Source organism: Paenibacillus sp. J2L1-98, from assembly GCF_056269405.1.
On record NZ_JBWDNW010000006.1, the window covers coordinates 85,310 to 104,596 of the forward strand.

Here is a 19,287-nt window from a genome sequence, read left to right on the forward strand (position 1 = left end):
AAATTTAACTTTCATCGCGGAACGAAGCTTTCGCCTCCTGAGGATGACGTTAGCCGTTTACGCTAGTATGGCAAGGGGGTGCTCCTTGGTGATTCGTTGGCTAAACAAGTATAAGGTAACAGTGGCTGTTATTGCCGCATTGGTCTGTTTCTTTTTGTGGTGGAATAATTCAAGAGGCTACAACGATGATGCAATGGCTGGAATTGCGCTGGATGCGGCAATCGATGAATCGTCCATTTTGGAAGGCGAAGACGCCAGCAGCAAGCTGGAGCCGTCTTTTAATAAATATGTAGACAGCTGGAACGAGCAGGGCGCGGCGGATGCGGCCGATTTCAGCGTCACCCTTTCCTCCACTGATTATTTGGCGGTCAGTGAGTCGGGGACAAGCATACAATCCGGCCTCGGCGGTCAAGCGGGCCAAGCGCTGGCGCTTATCGGTGAGGATAGCTGGGTCGAATATGCCTTTGAGGTGCCGCAGGATGGCTATTATCAAATGGGCATGAGCTATTACGCAATGGAGGGCAAACGTTCATCCATCGTTCGTAGCGTGCAAATTGACGGGAAATATCCGTTTTACCAGGCGAAAAAGCTGGAATTCCAGAGGATGTGGAAGGAAGCCGGCGAGCCTTGGTTCGACAACCAAGGCAATGAATTCAATCCGCGCAGGGAAGAGACGGCAGACTGGCAATACCGGGAGTTCCGCGATTCGGAAGGCAAGGCCTACGAGCCGTTTCGCTTCTATGTGACGAAGGGCAAGCATACGCTGCGCCTTCAAGTGGTGCGCGAGCCGGCAGCGATCGGGCAAATCGATATTTACTCGCCGAAGCAGGTGCAGACTTATGCGGAGGTCGCCAGCACCTACGAGCAGAAGGGCTATAAGAAAACGGAAGGTCAGCTCATTAAGGTGCAGGCCGAGCTGTCGACCTTGAAGTCCGATCCGACATTGAAGCGTATCGAGGATCGCGAGCCGGCAACGGAGCCGTTTAATAAGGATTCGATCGTGCTTAATACGTTTGGCGGCGCAAGCTGGCGGACTGGCGGGCAGTGGGCCGAGTGGGAAGCCACGGTGCCTGAAAGCGGCTTGTATGAAATCGGAGCCCGTTATGGACAATGGTTTCTGAACGGCATGCCGACGCAGCGTACGGTAACGATCGACGGCAAGCTGCCTTTTAAAGAAATGAATGAAATCTCATTCCCTTATAAGTCCGAGTTCCAAATTTCGAAATTCGGCGGCGACAGCGAGAGTAAAGAGCCGTATCTCTATTATTTGGAGAAGGGCAAGCATACGATCCGAATGGAAGTGCAGGTCGGAGCGCTCGGGCGGATGCTTGAGACGATTACCGATACGACTCGCAAAATGTCTCTGCTTGGCCGGGAAGTTATTCAAGTAACAGGAACAAATCCCGATCCGAACGGCGACTGGCGCTTGGAGCAAAATATTGCAAACCTCGTGCCGCGCCTGCAGCTTATGGCGAAGAGCTTCGATGATGCGATCAAGGGATTGTATGCGCTCGGCGTTGACGAAGGCAGCTCGGAGGTAAGCACGCTTTACGAGGCGCGCGATGTGATCCTCAGCCTGTCTAAAGACACGACCTCCATTCCGGGACGCATGGCGCAATTCAACGATTTGCAGGCATCGCTCGGGACGTGGGTGAACGGGCTGAGCAAGCAGAGCTTGCTGCTCGACTATCTGATTATTAAATCGCCGGACACCGCCTGGCCGGCTCCGGCTGCGGGCTGGTTAGCCAGAACGGGCACGATGCTTTACGACTTTACGAGCTCCTTCACGAAAAATTACGGCGGCATCGGCAACGTTTATGAGGACGAGAAGGTGCTGGACGTATGGGTAGCGAGGGGCCGTGACTGGGTCGATATTATTAAGCAAATGATTGACGAGGATTTCACGACAGAAACGGGCATTAAGGTGAACATTAACGTCATTCCGGCGCAGCAAATGCAGGTGCTGCTGCTTGCGAGCACGGCCGGTGTCGCACCGGATGTCGCACTCGGTGTGGAGGGCGAAATTCCGATTGATTACGCAGTCCGGAACGGGCTTGTCAACTTGGAGGAGTACAAGGATTACGACGAGGTAGCCGCACGCTTCAGACCGGGCGCGCTCATTCCTTACAAGTACGACGGCGGCAGCTACGCTCTCCCGGAAAATCAAAACTTCAACATGCTGTTCTACCGCAAGGATATTATGCAGCAGCTGGGCGTAACGGAGGATCAAATTCCGGATACGTGGCAGGAAGTAATGGATCTTATTCCGATATTGCAGCAAAACGGGATGGATTTCTTCTACCCGCATGCTCCGAATAACCCGGCGCAGGCAATCAATGAATTCGCACCGTTTCTGTTCCAGCAAAACAGCGAGTTCTACCGTGAAAACGGCAAATACTCGAACCTCGATGCGCCGGAGGCGATGCAGGCGTTCAAGCTGTGGACGGGTCTGTTCACGAACTTTAAAATTTCGAAGCAGGCCGATTTCTACAACCGGTTCCGTTCCGGCGAAATGCCGATCGGAGTGGCGGATTACTCCACTTACGTGCTGCTGTCGACAGCGACGCCGGAGCTTACCGGCTGGTGGGGCATGAAGCCGATGCCGGGCATTCAGCAGGAGGACGGGCAAATTAACCGTTCAACCGGAGGCATTGCGCAAACGGGCATGATTTTCAAAGACACCGATATGAAGGAAGAGTCCTGGGCGTTTCTGAAATGGTGGACGAGCGCCGATACGCAGGAAAGATTCGGCTCCGAGCTTGAAGCGCTGCTTGGCGTTGAGGCGCGTTGGAATACGGCTAATATTGAGGCGCTTAAGCGCATGCCGTGGCAATCCTCCGATATTGAAGCCATTCTCGAGCAGTGGGAATGGTTCAAGGAGCGCGAGGTCGTTATCGGCGGTTACTACACGACAAGGCATATCGCGAATATATGGAACCAAATTGTATTGAACGGCAAAATACCGCGTGAAGCGGTGGAGGAAGGCGTTAAGGAAATCGATAAGGAACTGCGCAAGAAGCGCGAGGAATTTGGCTTAAACGACGAATCTACCGGTCAGGCAGCTTCAAAAGGAGGCGACAGTCCGTGAAAATGAACGCAGATCAGGCGGTAACTGCAGCCGCGCCGGCAGCGGAACGCCTCCGTGAACCGGGAAAATTGTCCTTGCTTTGGCAGGAAATGAAGAGAAACAGGGTTTCGTACCTGTTTCTCGCCCCTTTTCTCATCCTGTTCACGCTGTTTACGATCATACCGGTCGTTACATCGGTTGTACTAAGCTTCACGTATTACAACATCTTGGAGGCGCCGAAATTTATCGGCCTGTCCAATTACAGGCTCTTGTTCGTCGATGACGACATCTTCCTAAAGGCGATCGGCATAACGTTGAAATTCGCGTTCATTACGGGGCCTGTCGGCTATGTAATGGCGTTTCTGCTGGCGTGGCTCATTAGCCAAATCCCGCAAAAATACCGCTTTTTCTATACGCTTTGCTACTATACGCCTTCGATAACGAGCGCGACGGCGATGTCGGTTGTATGGCTCTACCTGTTCGCGGGCGACCGCAAGGGCCTGCTAAACTACTTTGCGGCTAAGCTTGGCATTATCGATGAGCCTTATTTATTTTTGCAAAATATTCATTCGATCGTACCCGTCATCATTATCGTCTCGCTTTGGATGTCCATGGGGGTAGGCTTTCTGGCCTTTCTCGCCGGTCTTCAAAACGTACCAAAGGATCTGTATGAAGCAGGAGAAATTGACGGAATCAAATATAGATGGCAGCAGCTCATTTATATTACGGTTCCATCGGTTAAGCCGCAGTTGCTGTTCGGTGCGGTGCTCCAGGTCGTCAGCTCACTGACCGTATTCGATGTCAGCGTGCAGCTCGTCGGTTTGCCGAGTCCGCTTTATGCGGGCCATACGATTTTGACGCATTTATTCGATTACGCCTTTATCAAGTTTGAGATGGGGTATGCCGCGGCAATCGCGGTTGTGCTGTTCGTCATGATGATCGGACTGAACCGTCTCATATTCAATTGGCTAGGAAAGGACTGAACCGATATGACTGGCGCAGTGAAAGGCAGAAAGGATTGGGGAGGCTATTTCCTTTATCTATTTCTAACGTTGTTCGGTCTTTTGATGCTTGCACCTCTCGTTTATATGGTGTCCACCGCCTTTAAACCGACAAGCGAGCTGTTCCTGTTTCCGCCGCGATTTTTCGTGAACAATCCGACGTTGATTAATTTTCGCGATCTATTGCTCATAACGGGAACGACGAGCGTGCCGTTTTCACGCTTTATTTTTAACAGCTTGCTTGTCAGCTCCTGCATCGTCGTGTTCGGAATCATTGTGTCGGCCATGGCGGCTTATCCGCTTGCGAAGCACAATATGCCCTTCCGCAGCGCGATTTTCAATATGGTCGTGCTTGCGATCATGTTCTCGCCGATGGTCGTGCAAATTCCGCAGTATTTGCTCATCAGCAAGATCGGCCTTATCAATACGTACTGGGCGATGATACTGCCTTATTTGGCCGCTCCGGTCGGCATGTTCCTGATGACGCAGTTTTTGCGTCAAATTCCGGACGCTTTGCTCGAGGCGGCGCGTATGGACGGCGCTTCGGAATGGAAGGTGTTCTGGGTCGTCGTCATGCCGATGCTGAAGCCGGCCCTTGCAACCTTTGCCTTATTCAGCTTTATATCCGCTTGGAACGATCCGTATCCGGCCATGGTGTATACGACCGATCAGGATATGAAATCGCTGCCGCTGGCGATCCAGACGTTAAGCGGCGGATATGGCGTCGTTGCGCGTGTCGGCACACTCGCCGCCGCCAGCTTATTGATGATTGTGCCGACGATTATCGTCTTTATCGTAACGCAGCGCCTGGTGCTGCAAACGATGGCGCATTCAGGTCTGAAAGAGTAGGAGGACTGCCGGGATGAAGCAGGTTACGATATTCCGATTCGTTGTCAGTACGGCTATCGCATTACTGATGCTAGTTACAGCTCTGCCGGTTCAAACGTTCGCGGCTTCTCCTTACGAGGGGTATACGAGAAATAAGCTGGGCGAAGACGTGCACTCGATTAACGGGTACATGTACGTGAGCTCGATTGACGGCTACAATCTGTCCTCGGGGCCGTTCAACGCGCCTGAAGATATTTTTCTGGCTGATGACGGAACGATTTACGTCGTCGACACCGGAAATAGCCGGATCGTGCATTTGGATACGGATCATAAGGTGCTGAACATCATCGGGGACGCGGAAGGCGACGGCATGCTGAACGAGCCGAAGGGCGTTTATGTGAAGCAGGACGGAACCGTCTTTGTCGCCGATACTAAAAATCAACGAATCGCTATTTTTAATAAAAAGGGCAAATTCGTCAAGCAGTACGGCAAGCCAGAAAGCCCGCTGCTTGGCGCGACCTTCTCGTATTCCCCGTCGAAGCTGCTCGTCGACAAGCGCAATTACATGTTTGTCGTGAGCGACGGCAATACGCAGGGCCTCATTCAAATTGATCCGAACGGTCAATTCAAAGGTTTCTACGGCGCGAACCACGTCGGCTTCAGCTGGAGCAGATTGTTCGTAAAGCTCGTAGCGACCGATGAGCAGAAGGCAAAGCTGTCCGTTGTGAAGCCGCTCGAGTTTTCCAATGCGGTGCAGGACGCGGAAGGCTTCATCTACACGACGACGCTCGGAACGGAAATGGATCAGTTAAAGCGGTTGTCGCCCGTAGGCGTCGATACGCTCAATATTGTTCCGAAGAGATACGGAGGACGCTTCGATGCCGGACCGTTCGAGGTGCCGTCGTTTCTTGATTTGGCCGTAGACAAGGACGGCGTTATTACAGCGCTGGATTTGCAATCGAGCAAGGTTTATCAATACGACAAGCTCGGTAATTTCTTGTTTGTGTTCGGAGGACTCGGGGATCAGAACGGTTTGTTCGTCACGCCTTCCAGCCTGGCGCAGTCGCAGGACGGCACGGTATATGTGGTGGACAAAGGGCGCAACCGCATCGATCTGTTCCGTACGACGCCGTTTGCCGATCTGGTGCATGACGCATCGCGGTTATTCGTTGACGGACGTTATAAGGAAGCGGAGGGGATGTGGAACGAGGTGCTGCATTTGAATGCCAACTTCGATCTGGCCTATCTCGCTATCGGCAAATCGCTCTATAAAGCGGAGAACTATAAGGATGCGATGACTTATTTCGAGCTGGCAAGATCGCGCTTAGATTATTCGGTTGCGTTCAAGGAGTATCGGAAGGAATATTTCAGGGAGCATTTTGCCCCAATATGTCTAGGCATCATTGCGCTGATTATCGCTTTGCGCTACGTCATTCCTTTCCTGTGGCGAAGGATGAGCGCGATGCTGGCAGACCGTCATACGTCTAATGCGGCTCGAATGAAGGGAGGGGTGCCCCATGATCGCCACGTTTAAAATGATGCGGCAAGTGCTTGTGCACCCGATTGATTTTTACCACGATATCCAGGAGCCGGGACGCATTAAATGGGGGCAAGCGCTGTTTATAGTCGTACTTGCTTATATCGCTAGAATGATTGCGATTTTAATTACGGGTTATGCCTTCGAGACGAGAGAAATCTATGAGATTTCGTTCGTGCATGAGTTGATTTGGATCGTTGTGCCTTGGTTGACCTGGACGGTGTCCAATTGGGGCGTAAGCGCGATTCTTGAGGGAGAAGGGAAGTTCAAGGAAGTGTTCGTCGGCAGCGCGTTTGCGCTGGTGCCGTATGCCATCTTCATTATTCCAATCACGCTGCTAACGAATATTTTGGCGCTGGATGAAAGCTCGATTTATTCGTTCCTTATCAATTTCACCCTCTATTGGGTCGGTTGGCTGCTTCTGCTGAAGGTAAAAATCGTTCACGATTTCGAGCTGGTGAAGATGGTTTGGATTACGGTGCTGAGCATCGTTGGCATATTGATCATCTGGTTTATAGGCATTCTGATGTTTGGCTTAGTCAATCAACTCATTAACTTTGTGGTAGACATGTTCAAAGAAATAAACTTCCGAAGGTAGGCGGACGAGATGAGGAAACAACGAAAATGGCTTATTATCGCGGCATTGCTGCTCGTTGTCAGCATATTCCCTCACTTCGGGACCGCGGAAGGCGATATCCAGGTTCAAGCGGAGGAAGACGCAGGCAAGAGCACTGAGGATGCGGCTGCAGTCAACGCGGAATCGGATTCCGCAGCAGCTGCGGATACGTCTGCTGTTGAAGAAGCACCGCAGGATGCGGCTGCGACGGAAACAGTGGTACCCGCCGCCGAGGACGAAGTGAAGCGGTATCCCGTATCTGCTACGAAGCAGATTGCGGAGAACAGCGGCTACAAAATGTATATCGATGAGAAAACAGGCAATATTCGCCTCGTAGATAAGCGGACCGGTACGGAATGGCTCGGTACGCCGCAGCTGCCCCGAACGACGATGCCGAATAACAAGAAGTTTATGGACGCGGCCGTTCATGTGAAATATACGGAGGGCTCGGATACCGTTCAAACGTATTTGACGAAGGAGAAGACAAATAAGCTGAAGATCGAGACGATCGACAGCGGAGCGAAGGTGACCTTCCAATTCGTGAAGGAAGAGCTAGAGTTTGCGATTGAATACCGATTGGTAGAGGACGGCTTCGAACTAACGATTCCGGAGGCTTCTATTAAAGAATCCGGCAAAGCAAAGTTCGTGAGCATTGAGCCGCTTCCCTTCTGGAATGCCGCTGCGGATACGGAGGAAGGCGCGATTTTCCTGCCGGACGGCTCGGGCGCGCTTATGAAGTACAGCGCAAAGCATCCGCAATTTTTTGCCGGCTATTCGGAAATGATTTACGGCGCAGATCCCGCTTACGTCACACAGTCGCATGCGAATATCGACCAAATGTGGAGACAGAAGCTAGCGCCGAAAGAGAAGGTCGCGCTGCCTGTATTCGGCAATTACCGGGACGGGATCGCTTCGCTCGGGATCGTAACGAAGGGGCAATACGATGCGAAGATCAACGGAACGCCATCCGGCATTCGCGCGATCCCGTATTACCGGACGTCCGCGGAATTTGTATATCGCTGGAGTGATGTTATTTTTATCGGAACATCGGGCGAAATACCATTTTTCCAGGGCAATTGGATCAAAGGAGACAGGCAGGCGCGTTATGTGCTGCTGCAGGATAAGCAAGCCGGTTACGTCGGCATGGCGCAGGCGTACGGCAAATATTTGCAAGATGAGCAGGACGTTAAGCCGGTGGAACAAACGGCGGTACCTGTGAAAGTGAAGCTGCTCGGCGGCATTTTGCGCGATGAGGTGCTTGGCAGTACGTTTATTTCGATGACAACGTTCGAGCAGGCGCGTGAAATCATCGATGCTTTCCAGCAGAAAGGGATCGCGAATTTGGAGCTTACGTTTTCCGGATGGTCGGATGACGGCTTGTACGGCGACCAGCCCGATCACTTCCCAGTCGAGAAGAAGCTGGGCGGGGCGAAGGAGCTGAAGGAGCTGGCCGCGTATGCCGCCAATAAAGGCGTATCGCTTTATTTGGAAGCGAATTATGCCCGCGCGTTCTCGGAGAGCGGCGGCATGAAGAAGAATAAAGACGCTATTCGAGGCATGGACCGCGAAGTCGCTCCGAGCACGGATTATTTCGTCGGCAGCAGATGGAATGACGACAGCCGGCTCTATTATTGGATGAAGCCGGAGCGGGTTATTAGCAAGCATCTGAACAAAGAGCTGAAGGACTATGCGAAGCTGGGGATTTCCGGCGTTCATCTCGCTTATTGGGGCGATACGCTCTACTCCGATATCGATCCGAAGTCGCTTACTGCGCGCGGCGACACGGCAGCGGCTTGGGTGAAGGCCGCCGATGCGATTCGGGAGGCTGCCGGAGGAGCGTCTGTCGATTACGGCTTTGCTTATATGCTCGGACATATAGACGGCATCAGCGGAGCGCCGCTGGATTCCAGCCATTTTATTTACAATGACGAGACCGTTCCTTTCTATCAGATCGCGGTGCGCGGACTAGTGCCTTACGCGGCTAAACCTATTAATTTGCGAAATGATGCGCAGAACGAGCTGCTTCGGATGGTGGAGTACGGCGCGCTGCCAAGCCTTGAGCTGACGTATGAGCCGACGGCGAAGCTTCAGCGGACGATGGAGGACCGGCTCTGGAGCTCGCAATATACGACGTGGATCGATGAAGCCGCTGAGCAATACAAGGAGCTTGAGCAAATCTATCAGGCGATTTCGAATCAAGCGATTGCCGATCATGAGAAGCTGGACAGCAGCGTATACCGGACGACTTATGCGAACGGAACGAAGGTTATCGTCAATTACGGCGCGCTGCCGGTGACGGTTGACGGCGTTTCTATTCCAGCAGCAGGCTATCTCATGCAGAACGGAGGGCAATGAGCATGGGCAAAAAATTAGGACTCTCGATGAGAGGCCGTCACATCTTTGAAGGCTATTCGTTCATTTCCATTTGGATCGTCGGCTTCTTGCTGTTCATGGTCATTCCGCTCGGCAAGTCCCTTTATTATTCGCTCAACAATTTGGAGGTTACGAAGGAAGGCTTAAAGGCGTCGTATACGGGGTTAACCCATTACCGCGCAGCCTTTACGACAGACATTGATTTCGTTCCGCTGCTGCAAAGCACGGTAACGACGATGCTGTCGCAGGTGCCGCTCATTCTTATATTTGCGATGTTCAGCGCCCTGCTGCTTAACCGTCAGTTTCGCGGCCGCACGCTGTTCCGCGGGATTTTCTTCCTGCCGGTCATAATCGCGTCCGGCGCGATTTTAAGGGAATTGCTGGAGCAGGGCGCCGCCCAGCTCCCGATCTTCTATCAATACGACCTGTTCAGCAAGCTGAACGCATTCATACCGGAGAGCATTTTGGAGCCGCTGCTACAGTATGCGGATTCGCTTACGCTCGTCATGTGGGATTCGGGCGTGCAAATCTTGATTTTTATTGCCGGCTTGCAGACGATTTCCCCTGCGCTTTACGAAGCGGCCAAATGCGACGGGGCGACGAAATGGGAAAGCTTCTGGAAAATTACGTTCCCGATGATTATGCCGATGATGTTCGTTAATACGCTTTATAGCGTCGTGAACTCGTTCACCAAAACGGATAATCAAATTATGAATCACATTATGAACAACGTATTTAAAACGAATAATTACGCTTACGGCTCGGCAATGGGCTGGATTTACTTTATTGTGATTTCGGTCGTGCTGGCGGTCGTGTTCTTCATTTTCCGCAAAAGCTTATCAGCGACTGAAGGTAGGGGGTAGAGGGCATGAGTTCACCAAGTATGACCGGAAAATATGCGGGTCTTCAAGGCAAAGCGGAAACGGTCTGGAAGATTACGTGGATGAAGCGCGGCCGCGGCATAGTCGGAACGTTCTTCTACTATTTAGTCATTCTCAGCTTGGCGTTCGTATTCGTCTATCCGCTGCTGTATATGGTATCGAAATCGCTTATGCGGCCGGAGGATGTGGCGGATGCAACGATTCAATGGATTCCGAAGCGGTTCAGCTTAACGAATTACTCGATCGCGCTTGAGGAGATCAACTTCTGGCCGGGACTGCTGAACAGCTCGATCATTTCATTCGGCAGCGCAATCCTGCAGGTAATAAGCTGTTCGATTGTCGGCTACGGCTTCGCGCGTTACCGCTTTCCCGGACAAGCGCTGTTTTTGGCAATGGTCGTGTTTACGTTTCTTGTGCCCCCGCAGACGATTGTCGTGCCGCTCTTTACCTTTTTCCTCGATTTGGGCTGGGTAAATACGCATTTGCCGTTTGTCGTGCCGGCGCTGCTCGGTCATGGACTAAAGGGCTCCTTGTTCGTGCTCATCTTTATTCAATTTTACCGCACGCTCCCGAACGTGCTGGAGGAAGCGGCGAGAATCGACGGCGCGGGCGCATTCCGGACATACTGGATGATTATGTTCCCGTTAGCCAAGCCTGCCATGCTGGTCGTCTTCTTGTTCTCGGTCGTCTGGCACTGGAATGACTTGTTTGAGCCCAATATGTATTTGCTCGTTCCGGAGTATTTCAACCTGGCGCAAAATATGGCTTTCTTCAACGGCAACGCGAATCTGGATCTTCAGCAGGCGTCCAGCTCGGTATCTTCAGGCACGCTCGGCATGGCGCCAACGCTGCAAAATCAAGTTATGGCCGGCGTCATGCTCACGATTCTGCCCGTGCTCATCCTGTACATGTTCACGCAGCGCTACTTCGTAGAAAGCGTAGAGCGTTCCGGTATCGCGGGTGAATAGCAGAGACGTATGAAGCGGGACACGGCGGCTTACAAGGCGAAGGACGCTTCTATTTCATTGCGGGCAGAGACGGGAAGATGGATGAGATCATTCTGAAAATCGTAAATGCTGAGGCCTATGATGTGAAGACATCTATTAAAATCGGGGCAGTCCGTATTGCCGCAAGGAACGAAGCTGTCGCTCCAAGCGGATCTGAATGCAGAAAATACGTTTGCGGAGCCTGCGGCCGTGCTGCCGAAAGAGCAACAAGTCGAAGGGCTATCGAATGCGTTTACGCTTGAGCTTCCGAAGCATTCGGTTACGATCTACAGGCTGAGGATCGCGCAGTAATAAGAGTGAGGGAGCGTCAGCGGCTTGCGCCGCCGGCTCCTACTCGTTCCTTTCATAGTAAAGCTTGAAGACGATGTCTTGGTTATAGTTGCCGAAGCCGGAGCCGAATAAGGTGACGCCGCCTACATTTTCCGCGTCTTCCTCTACCGCTATTCGGAATTTCCATTGCTTGCTTAATATGTTGACATCATCAAGGGTCACGCTGGATATTTGCTGACCGTCGATAAACGTCCCGTTCGGCGTAATTTTCAGCACCTTAAGCAGGCCGTATTGATTGATTTCGTCCCACCACCAATCAGGCGTATACTTCCCGCGTTTACCGCCGAAGTCGCCGGGGCTGGTCCATATGCCGATTTTGATGCCATTTAAGTAAAAGGAAATGTCGGACGGCCAATTCTCATTGGCAAAAGGGGCCTCTGACGATATTTCGAATGAAATTTCGAGCTCGGTAGGATTCTCGCTTCTCAAGAGGAAGTTGGCAATTTTGTATTCAATGAAGCCGCTGCTGAACCATAATATTTTGGCGTTGATACGTTCCGCATCTAAGAAAAAACGCGGCTCGTCGAACATCCCGATCACCTTCACGGTTGTTGCGAGGCCGCAGGTTGGTTCCACTTCAAAGTCGGTGTAATGACCGACGGAAACGATCGATTCGTGATAGGAACGCAGCGCCGGGCGTCTTCTGGAAGGGAAATCGATTTCGATGCTGTCGGTGATGAGCTTGCACATTTTTTTGGTTCCGCCGCTGCTGGAAACCATCTCGGAGCTGATCAATCCGGCCTTCTCCAGCTTCTTTACATGCATCGTCATGATGGGGCTGCTCAACTCGAGCGCTTGCGCGAGATCCTTGATGTTCATTTCCTGCTGGGCAAGCAGTTGAATAATTTTCAGCCTTACATCGCTGGCTAATGCCTCATAGATAGGTAAATGCGTATCTGATATATCGATCTTCATGCTTTCACTCCGCTCAACTTATTTAACGATGCTGGATGGTTATCTGGATAACTTTATTGAAACAACGGCTCGTCGGATGCTGCATACGTTTTCGTCATGTACGAGGTAAACAAAAGAATATGATGCATTTATTTTATATGTAAATAGTTGGCTTTACAAATAATATTTCAAGAGTTTCCTTAGTCGAAAATATAGTAATGCACGCATTTGAATCGTCTCAAGTATATAGAATCTTGACTGGAGGATTGAGAGAAATGATGAGAACAGAACCATCCGGGCAGTCGCAGAAGCAGCTGCGTAACCCGTTAATAGAGCAGCGGGCTGATCCTTGGGTATTAAAGCATACGGACGGATATTATTATTTTACAGGCTCCGTGCCCGAGTACGACAGAATCGAGCTGCGGAGAGCGTCTACGCTTGAAGGACTTACCGACGCCGATCAGATCGTCGTATGGAAGAAGCATGATTCGGGCCCTATGAGTAAAAACATTTGGGCACCGGAGCTGCATTTTATCGCTGGCAAATGGTATGTATATTTCGCTGCGGCTAGGGAGGACGCGCCATTCAGACACCGTATATATGTGCTCGAGAATGAGTCGGCAAATCCGCTTGAAGGCGGCTGGACGGAGAAAGGGCAAATCATCACGGATTGGGACTCCTTCTCTTTGGATGCTACCAGTTTTGAGCATAACGGCGAACAATATTTAGTATGGGCGCAGCAGGACCCGGCCATTCAAGGCAATACGAATTTGTATATTGCTGCGATGAGCAGCCCATGGACGCTTAAGAGCAAGGTGCTGATCACGAAGCCGGAGCTCGATTGGGAGGTTATCGGTTTCATGGTTAATGAGGGAGCGGCTGTGCTGAAGCGGGGCGGCAGCATCTTTTTGACCTATTCCGGCAGCGCCACGAATCATAATTACGCGATGGGGCTGCTGACGGCGGCGGAATCCAGCAACTTGCTCGATCCTGCTTCTTGGGTGAAGTCGCAGGTACCGGTGTTTGCGAGCTGCATTGAAACGAGCCAATATGGGCCTGGGCATAACAGCTTCACGGTATCGGAGGACGGCAAACAGGATATTTTAATCTATCACGCCCGCAGCTACAAAGAAATTGAAGGTGATCCGCTATTTGATCCAGGCCGTCACGCACGCGCAAAAGTGTTTACGTGGAACGACGACGGCACCCCGGATTTTGGCAAACCGCCTGCTGATACACCGATATAACGCAAGAGCCGCCTTTCGATATGGCGGCTCTTGTTTTTTGTGCAGATAAGCGGGATAAAGGTAACGTAATAGGTCTAGTTTTTAGATCTATTTATACTATTTTGGTAGGTTTGGTGGATATAGATCTATTTTTTAGATCTATTTTTGCGATAACAGCGTTATTGAAGCGGATTGGCGTGATGTTGGCGTAATAGGTCTAGTTTTTAGATCTATTTATACTATTTTGGTTAGTTTGGTGAATATAGCTCTATTTTCTAGATCTATTTTTGCGAAAACAGCGTTATTGAAGCGGATTGTCGTGATATGCGGCGTAATAGCTCTATTTTCCAGATCTATTTTTGAGATGGATGCTCTCTTGAGGCAAATGAGTGTTTCAACATATTGTGCAGTATTTGAGTATACGGAAGCAGGCTGTAAAAAAGCAAGGAGAATCAGAGAAGCATTCGCCGCCTTACAGGGATGAGGGACAATTGTAGAAGGAGCAGCAGCAGGTGATAACGCCTATCGCTGCCCCTTTATTGGTTTTAACTATACAGCCTGCAAACCGGCTTGATTAAGCAGATTCCACGGCTTGTTGTAATGCGGCTGAAAGAAGAAGTCGATATAGCTTAATTCGTCCATCGTCATATTGTTCTGTATGCACACCGACAGCGTATTTATCGATTGTGTCAGATCGACCTTCGACAGCACCTGCGCGCCGACAATTCTGCCGCTATCCGCTTCATAAACGACCTTTAACGTAACCTGCTCGTAGGTGGGCATAAACTCGGGACGGTAGTTATCGATGATTGTGACATTTTTCACATTCATGCCCGCAGCAAGCGCTGCTGTTTCCGTTAAGCCGGTCGATGCGATATTGTAATCGTAAATTTTGATTCCCGAAGTCCCTTGCGTTCCGAGATACCGGACGGTTGGCTCCATAAGATTTTTGGCAACGAGCGTTCCCATGCGAACGGCGTTTGTTGCGAGCGGGATGTAAGCATTTTGACCAGTTGGATTGTAGTGGACAGCACAGCTGTCGCCTGCGGCAAATATATCCGGTTTGCTCGTTCTCATATAATCATCGACGATGATTGCTCCGTTAGGCAGCATATCGACTTGGCCCTTCAAAAGCTCAGTGTTAGGACGGAAGCCGATGCAGAGCACGACGAGATCTGCTTCATATTGTCCAGCAGTCGTAATGACAGTCGTTACGCGGCCCCCGCTTCCTTTGAACGCAGTAACGGTTTGACCGGTAGCAATCGTAATCCCTTTCTGAAGCAGCGCCTGCTCGGTTACATCCGTAAACTCATGATCTAAATATTTGTATAAAATACGCTCCATATTGTCGATCAAGGTGACATCCTTGCCAAGCTGTTCAAAGGCTTCAACTAGCTCGATACCGATATAGCCAGCTCCGATGACGGCAATCCGGTTCGCTTTCCTGGCTTTCTCAATAATGGCCTGCGAATGGTTGTAATTTTTACATAGCACGATATCTTCCAGTTCAATTCCATCCATTTGCGGAATGATCGGCCACGAGCCGGTCGTTACAACAAGCTTATCGAAGGTGTCTGTGAATTCGTCGCCGGTTATGAGGTTGCGGACTTGAATTTTTTTGGCATCCGTATCTACCGCCAGCACGTCATGACGCATATTCGTCGTAACGCCGAGTTTAGCAAGCTGCTCGGGCGAAGCATAAAATAGCTGCTCGGCATCCTTTACCACACCGCCAACATGAAGAGCGATTCCGCACGATAGAAACGAGATGTTGTCGTTCCGTTCATACACGGTGATACGAGCCTCGGGGTAAAGCTTAGCCATTTGCGTAATAGCAGCAGTTCCTGCATGTGTACAGCCAATAACAGCAATGTTCATCGTCATATTAAACGCCTCCTATTGTAAGTGCAAAGCGCGCAAGGTGCAGCAGCCTCACAACGTGAATTATTTCACAACCTATTATATTATGTGAAAACATTCACAACCTTTTCTTACTATTATCATATGCGCTCTGGGGATGAATGACAAGGGCTGTTAAGGCATTTGCAGTAATATAAATTAAATTTTCAGATTATTTGACACGAGTTAGCCACAAATAGAAAGGCCAAAATGTTCTGGTGATGAAGATATTTTGGAAGTATGATTGGAGATATTAGAGGCGAGCATAGGGAAAAGCTTACCTTACAAGGTGATCATTGCTGGAGCAACCATTGGAGGAGGAATTTAAATGCAAGCGGATTACAATGATAAAATCGTTCTCATAACGGGCGCCGGGGCAGGAATAGGCCGAGCACTTTCGATTGCGTATGCCGGGCAAGGAGCGCTGCCCGTTCTAGTCGACAAAAATGAAGCCGGACTAGAGCAGACAGAGGAGCTGCTGCAGGAAGCAGGCTATGATTCCTTATCCTTTGTTATCGATATGAGCAAGCCGGAAGAGATCATCCGTCTGTTTCACGATGTCGAAACGATTTTGGGGAGATTGGACATCGTTATTAATAATGCGGGCTTTGGCATATGGAAGTCACCGTATGAGCTGTCGATCGATGAGTGGGACAGCGTCGTGAATACGAATCTGCGCGGTACGTTCGTCTGCTCGCGCGAGGCGGCCAAGCTGATGCGGGCTGGCGGCGGCGGAGCAATCGTGAACATTTCCTCCACGCGTGCAGTAATGTCAGAGCCGAACTCGGAAGCCTATGCCGCCTCCAAAGGCGGAATCCTCTCGCTAACGCATGCGCTTGCCGTCTCGCTTGGTCCGGATCGGATTACCGTTAACGCCATTTGTCCGGGCTGGATTGAGACAGGCGATTACGATAAGCTTCGGCCGGAGGATCATGTTCAGCATCCTTCGCAGCGTGTCGGCAAGCCGGCGGATATTGCGCGCGCATGTCTTTACTTGACGGACCCTGGCAATGATTTTGTAACCGGCACCCATATTACGGTAGATGGCGGAATGACGAGAAAAATGATTTATGAGGAATAGTCTGGTTTGCTTCAAGCTCATAATAGTGCAAACGGCTATTATGAACAGGTCAGGAGCATACGCTTATGATTTCTACAGACGCAGTTTCCATTGTCGATCACAACATTAGAGTTATGGAGAGCGCCAGGGGCGTTATTTATTTGGTTGGCCCGATTCAGCTTCCCGTAAAGCTGGATGAAGGAGAGACGATATTTCAATGGTATTGCTGGCTGCTCTGCAAAGAGAAGCTGGATGATGCGGAACAAATTATTAAGAAGCTGTCCGCCATTGATTTGGCAGAGATGCAGCAGTCAAGCGTTCTTGTTTACGGTGAATTCGAGCAAGCGGAGGAGGCTTGGATTCGCATGCACAGCATTTGTCATACCGGCGATATATTCGGGAGCAAGCGGTGCGATTGCGGGTATCAGCTGCATGAATCGATGCGCATGATTGTTGCGAAGGGGACCGGCGCCTTATTTTATTTGGCGAATCATGAAGGAAGAGGCATCGGGCTGTTCAGTAAAGCGATGGCTTATTTGCTGCAAGAGCAGGGCTACGATACAGTGGAGGCAAACGTGGAGCTTGGATTTGTGGACGACGCGCGCAATTATGGCGACGCCATACGCGTATTGAAGTCTCTTAGGGCAAAGCCGGTTACACTCATTACGAATAATCCGAAGAAGCTTGATGCGCTTCAGGCGGCTGGTCTTGATGTGACGGCACGCATTCCGCTGTGGGGAGACCGCTCGGAGCATAATGAACGGTACTTGGATACCAAAATAAATCGTTCCGGTCATTTTGCCGCAGCAGCTTGTCCTAACGAATAAGAGGCCTGAGAAATGGATAGGGCTGTCCAGTCAGCGCATAAATGCGCTGGCCGGACAGCCCTTGTTTGTATCGTATATTTAACCGGACCTCTTCAAAACGAAAGGCCGTATGGAATCCCCTTGTTAACAGCAAACAGCATGTGTACCAAGTTGTCTAAAACTCGCATCCTAAAACAACGAAAGCCCTACCTCTCTTCCGTCCTCGCGGCTCCGATGACCGCGCCAGTGTGAATCAGAAATACATCACGAAACAGGTTTGGGAATTAACAGCCAAGAAATCAAAATCTGAGGAAAACATTGAATCTTACTGGGGATTTGCTGGGGTTAAATATAATACATTTAAATTATATTACCATACTTCCAGGTGGAATGCAACAGTTGAATGGAAAACGAATGACTTTGGCTTTTCTGGACACTATAGGAATGGAAAGGGGGAATAGAATTGCCAAGCTGGTTTGAAATCATACTTCGCACTTTAGCAGCAATCGTGATCTTATTCGCGCTGACGAAAGTGCTGGGCAAACGTCAAATTTCTCAGCTGTCTCTATTCGAGTACATAACGGGCATATCGATCGGTAACATTGCCGCCTATGTGTCGCTTGATCTCGATAATTTATGGTACTTGGGGATAGTTTCATTAGCGGTGTGGGTCAGCGTATCAGTCGCTATGGAATTTATGACGATGAAAAGTAAAAAGATTCGTGATTTCGTTGATGGAAAAGGTACAGTGCTGATTAAAGATGGACAATTAATCAAAAAGAATTTGCATAAGGAGCGGTTGACATTAGACGAAATGCTGGAGCAATTGCGGAAAAAAGATGTATACCGCGTTGCAGACGTAGAGTTTGCCGTCATGGAGTCCAGCGGTGAAGTTAACGTATTGCTGAAGAAGGAATATTTACCCGTAACGCCTGATCTTCTTGGCTGGAGAGTCAGTCAAGAGCAGGAGGCAAAGACCGTATTAATGGACGGGGATATTCAAGATGAGGTGCTTCAAGAAGTCGGATACGACAGAAATTGGTTAAAGCATGAGCTGAAGAAAAAAAATTTAAAAGAAGAAGATGTTTTTTTGGCGCAAGTCGACAGCGATGGGCAGTTATCAATCCAAACAGGCGATGAGCATAAACAGCTTCAAAGCACGCAATCAAAGCCGAGTGAGCGGGTCGCGATGCTAATGGAGCAGTTTGAGGCAGAGCTGCACCGCCTTGAACGTCTGGCACGCAATGAGAACGATCGCCGTATCTATCAGACAGCATTAGACCGGTTTCAAGCGGGCATTAAGCCCTAGTCTGACCAAACGAGCAAACGTTCTTTTATGTCCATCTGGCCGACCATAGCTTCATTTCTTTTAAAATATGATGAAGATCCTCGCCCTTAGGCGTCAGCGTATATTCGACCGTTACCGGTACAGTTGGAAACACCGTGCGTTCAAGCACGCCCTTCTCTTCTAGATGACGGAGCGTGCTTGTTAACGCGCGCGGACTAACCGCAGGAATAAGCTTCTGTATTTCCCCGAATCTTTTGGTGCCGCAAAATAGTTCTCTCAGAACAAGAAATGCCCATTTGCCGCCGATGACGTCTAACGTCTTCTCGATATTGCAATCGATAATCACGGGCTCCTTCGGGATGTAATTATGTGCGCTCAATTGGTCATACCCCTTTCTGAATGTTACTATCAACAAGTATAGTATATATATTAATGATAATAAAGTGAAAAAACATTCACTACTTTTATAATAGA

General features: G+C 50.1%; 16 protein-coding genes. 13 read left to right on the top strand and 3 right to left on the bottom strand.

The annotated features are described in order from the left end of the window. Window positions 1–88 precede the first annotated feature (88 nt). From AC0YNZ_RS13935 to AC0YNZ_RS13975, 9 genes are all read left to right on the top strand, one after another. Window positions 89–3,088, top strand: a complete 3,000-nt coding sequence (locus AC0YNZ_RS13935) for an extracellular solute-binding protein (RefSeq protein ID WP_475827167.1) — start codon at window positions 89–91, stop codon at window positions 3,086–3,088. Between the two features lie 2 nt (window positions 3,089–3,090). After that, window positions 3,091–4,050, top strand: coding sequence for a carbohydrate ABC transporter permease (locus tag AC0YNZ_RS13940; RefSeq protein WP_475827355.1), 960 nt, complete (start codon window positions 3,091–3,093; stop codon window positions 4,048–4,050). Window positions 4,051–4,056: 6 nt separating this feature from the next. Continuing rightward, complete coding sequence (locus AC0YNZ_RS13945; RefSeq protein WP_056635090.1) at window positions 4,057–4,917, top strand: carbohydrate ABC transporter permease; 861 nt, start codon at window positions 4,057–4,059, stop codon at window positions 4,915–4,917. Between the two features lie 13 nt (window positions 4,918–4,930). After that, the gene (locus tag AC0YNZ_RS13950; protein ID WP_475827168.1) at window positions 4,931–6,430 is read left to right on the top strand and encodes a hypothetical protein; all 1,500 of its coding nucleotides are present in this window, start codon (window positions 4,931–4,933) and stop codon (window positions 6,428–6,430) included. Beyond that, window positions 6,414–7,031, top strand: coding sequence for a YIP1 family protein (locus AC0YNZ_RS13955; RefSeq protein WP_110771024.1), 618 nt, complete (start codon window positions 6,414–6,416; stop codon window positions 7,029–7,031). The genes AC0YNZ_RS13950 and AC0YNZ_RS13955 overlap by 17 nt, the downstream gene beginning before the upstream one ends. Before the next feature lie 9 nt (window positions 7,032–7,040). Continuing rightward, a complete protein-coding gene (locus AC0YNZ_RS13960; protein WP_475827169.1) occupies window positions 7,041–9,404 on the top strand; it encodes a DUF5696 domain-containing protein in 2,364 nt (787 codons plus the stop codon). A gap of 2 nt (window positions 9,405–9,406) precedes the next feature. Beyond that, a complete protein-coding gene (locus AC0YNZ_RS13965; protein ID WP_181426116.1) occupies window positions 9,407–10,285 on the top strand; it encodes a carbohydrate ABC transporter permease in 879 nt (292 codons plus the stop codon). Window positions 10,286–10,290: 5 nt separating this feature from the next. Then, a complete protein-coding gene (locus tag AC0YNZ_RS13970; protein WP_475827170.1) occupies window positions 10,291–11,271 on the top strand; it encodes a carbohydrate ABC transporter permease in 981 nt (326 codons plus the stop codon). A 156-nt stretch (window positions 11,272–11,427) separates the two neighbouring features. Beyond that, window positions 11,428–11,601, top strand: a complete 174-nt coding sequence (locus AC0YNZ_RS13975; protein ID WP_475827171.1) for a hypothetical protein — start codon at window positions 11,428–11,430, stop codon at window positions 11,599–11,601. A gap of 39 nt (window positions 11,602–11,640) precedes the next feature. Here the strand turns inward: AC0YNZ_RS13975 and AC0YNZ_RS13980 are convergent, their stop codons facing one another. After that, window positions 11,641–12,555, bottom strand: coding sequence for an ArsR/SmtB family transcription factor (locus tag AC0YNZ_RS13980; RefSeq protein ID WP_475827172.1), 915 nt, complete (start codon window positions 12,553–12,555; stop codon window positions 11,641–11,643). 254 nt (window positions 12,556–12,809) lie between these two features. Between AC0YNZ_RS13980 and AC0YNZ_RS13985 the strand changes: the two genes are divergently transcribed. Beyond that, the gene (locus AC0YNZ_RS13985) at window positions 12,810–13,781 is read left to right on the top strand and encodes a glycoside hydrolase family 43 protein (protein WP_475827173.1); all 972 of its coding nucleotides are present in this window, start codon (window positions 12,810–12,812) and stop codon (window positions 13,779–13,781) included. Between the two features lie 528 nt (window positions 13,782–14,309). On the opposite strand, the gene AC0YNZ_RS13990 is transcribed toward AC0YNZ_RS13985, so the two are convergent. Continuing rightward, window positions 14,310–15,638 (bottom strand): FAD-dependent oxidoreductase, encoded by a 1,329-nt coding sequence (locus tag AC0YNZ_RS13990; RefSeq protein WP_475827356.1) that lies wholly within the window; start codon window positions 15,636–15,638, stop codon window positions 14,310–14,312. Between the two features lie 349 nt (window positions 15,639–15,987). On the opposite strand from AC0YNZ_RS13990, the gene AC0YNZ_RS13995 reads away from it, so the two are divergent. The 3 genes from AC0YNZ_RS13995 (at window position 15,988) to AC0YNZ_RS14005 (ending at window position 18,834) form a co-directional block, all read left to right on the top strand. Then, window positions 15,988–16,740 (top strand): SDR family NAD(P)-dependent oxidoreductase, encoded by a 753-nt coding sequence (locus AC0YNZ_RS13995; RefSeq protein WP_475827174.1) that lies wholly within the window; start codon window positions 15,988–15,990, stop codon window positions 16,738–16,740. 65 nt (window positions 16,741–16,805) lie between these two features. Then, the gene (locus AC0YNZ_RS14000; protein ID WP_475827175.1) at window positions 16,806–17,546 is read left to right on the top strand and encodes a GTP cyclohydrolase II; all 741 of its coding nucleotides are present in this window, start codon (window positions 16,806–16,808) and stop codon (window positions 17,544–17,546) included. Window positions 17,547–17,988: 442 nt separating this feature from the next. Continuing rightward, entirely contained in the window at window positions 17,989–18,834 is an 846-nt protein-coding gene (locus AC0YNZ_RS14005; RefSeq protein ID WP_475827176.1) for a DUF421 domain-containing protein, read from the top strand. A gap of 25 nt (window positions 18,835–18,859) precedes the next feature. On the opposite strand, the gene AC0YNZ_RS14010 is transcribed toward AC0YNZ_RS14005, so the two are convergent. Next, complete coding sequence (locus tag AC0YNZ_RS14010; protein ID WP_110771033.1) at window positions 18,860–19,192, bottom strand: winged helix-turn-helix transcriptional regulator; 333 nt, start codon at window positions 19,190–19,192, stop codon at window positions 18,860–18,862. Window positions 19,193–19,287 lie beyond the last annotated feature (95 nt).

What these genes read in the sequence shown, in the direction of transcription:
- AC0YNZ_RS13940 (WP_475827355.1), top strand. Translation starts at nt 3,091, where the DNA reads ATGAACGCAGATCAGGCGGTAACTGCAGCCGCGCCGGCAGCGGAACGC.
- AC0YNZ_RS13945 (WP_056635090.1), top strand. Translation starts at nt 4,057, where the DNA reads ATGACTGGCGCAGTGAAAGGCAGAAAGGATTGGGGAGGCTATTTCCTT.
- AC0YNZ_RS13950 (WP_475827168.1), top strand. Translation starts at nt 4,931, where the DNA reads ATGAAGCAGGTTACGATATTCCGATTCGTTGTCAGTACGGCTATCGCA.
- AC0YNZ_RS13955 (WP_110771024.1), top strand. Translation starts at nt 6,414, where the DNA reads ATGATCGCCACGTTTAAAATGATGCGGCAAGTGCTTGTGCACCCGATT.
- AC0YNZ_RS13960 (WP_475827169.1), top strand. Translation starts at nt 7,041, where the DNA reads ATGAGGAAACAACGAAAATGGCTTATTATCGCGGCATTGCTGCTCGTT.
- AC0YNZ_RS13965 (WP_181426116.1), top strand. Translation starts at nt 9,407, where the DNA reads ATGGGCAAAAAATTAGGACTCTCGATGAGAGGCCGTCACATCTTTGAA.
- AC0YNZ_RS13970 (WP_475827170.1), top strand. Translation starts at nt 10,291, where the DNA reads ATGAGTTCACCAAGTATGACCGGAAAATATGCGGGTCTTCAAGGCAAA.
- AC0YNZ_RS13980 (WP_475827172.1), bottom strand. Translation starts at nt 12,555, where the DNA reads ATGAAGATCGATATATCAGATACGCATTTACCTATCTATGAGGCATTA.
- AC0YNZ_RS13985 (WP_475827173.1), top strand. Translation starts at nt 12,810, where the DNA reads ATGATGAGAACAGAACCATCCGGGCAGTCGCAGAAGCAGCTGCGTAAC.
- AC0YNZ_RS13990 (WP_475827356.1), bottom strand. Translation starts at nt 15,638, where the DNA reads ATGAACATTGCTGTTATTGGCTGTACACATGCAGGAACTGCTGCTATT.
- AC0YNZ_RS13995 (WP_475827174.1), top strand. Translation starts at nt 15,988, where the DNA reads ATGCAAGCGGATTACAATGATAAAATCGTTCTCATAACGGGCGCCGGG.
- AC0YNZ_RS14000 (WP_475827175.1), top strand. Translation starts at nt 16,806, where the DNA reads ATGATTTCTACAGACGCAGTTTCCATTGTCGATCACAACATTAGAGTT.